Genomic DNA, 514 nt, shown 5'->3' with positions numbered 1-514 from the left:
GTTCTTTACCGCGCAGGAACGGTGGGACATTTTCGTCGATGGAGGCAGTGCAAATCACTTTGGTGTTGCCGCACTCAATAAGGCAGGAGCCGTCGGCATGGGGGAGGAAATTGGGGGTAATTTTGATGTCGCGCAGGCTGTCGGCGGCGCGGCCGGTGCGGGTGTAGTCGCTCATGATGATCCTTTGGGGCGGAATGAAAAATAGGTTGCCTTGAATTATAGAGGAATTTGGCATCAAAGGCCGTCTGAAAATCGTCGGTCGGGTGTGTTATAGTGTCCATACTTTCACTCGTATTTGGAAACGGAGTAAAACCATGGCTACAAGACGAAATATTCAAATCCACAGCATGACCGGCTTTGCCAATGCCGCAGGCGAATGCGGCGGCAAGCGGATTAATTTGGAAATCCGCGCAGTCAACCATCGTTATTTGGATGTCCAATTCCGTATGCCGGAAGAGTTGCGCTATTTGGAAGGCGCATTGCGCGAGCAGATTGCCGCGGCGGTGGCTCGCGG

The 514-nt window shown here is 52.9% G+C and carries 1 protein-coding gene and 1 pseudogene; one reads left to right on the top strand and one right to left on the bottom strand.

What is annotated here, in order from left to right:
- Nucleotides 1-175: pseudogene (locus tag ACTHUR_RS18395) on the bottom strand (ribonuclease PH); the annotation flags it as partial.
- A 172-nt stretch (nucleotides 176-347) separates the two neighbouring features.
- Between ACTHUR_RS18395 and ACTHUR_RS18390 the strand changes: the two are divergent.
- Nucleotides 348-514 (top strand): YicC/YloC family endoribonuclease (locus ACTHUR_RS18390; protein WP_440400205.1); only part of this gene is annotated, 167 nt, incomplete at its 3' end.

Source organism: Neisseria sp. P0021.S007 (assembly GCF_051956855.1).
This window is presented reverse-complemented; position numbering and strand designations above follow the sequence as displayed.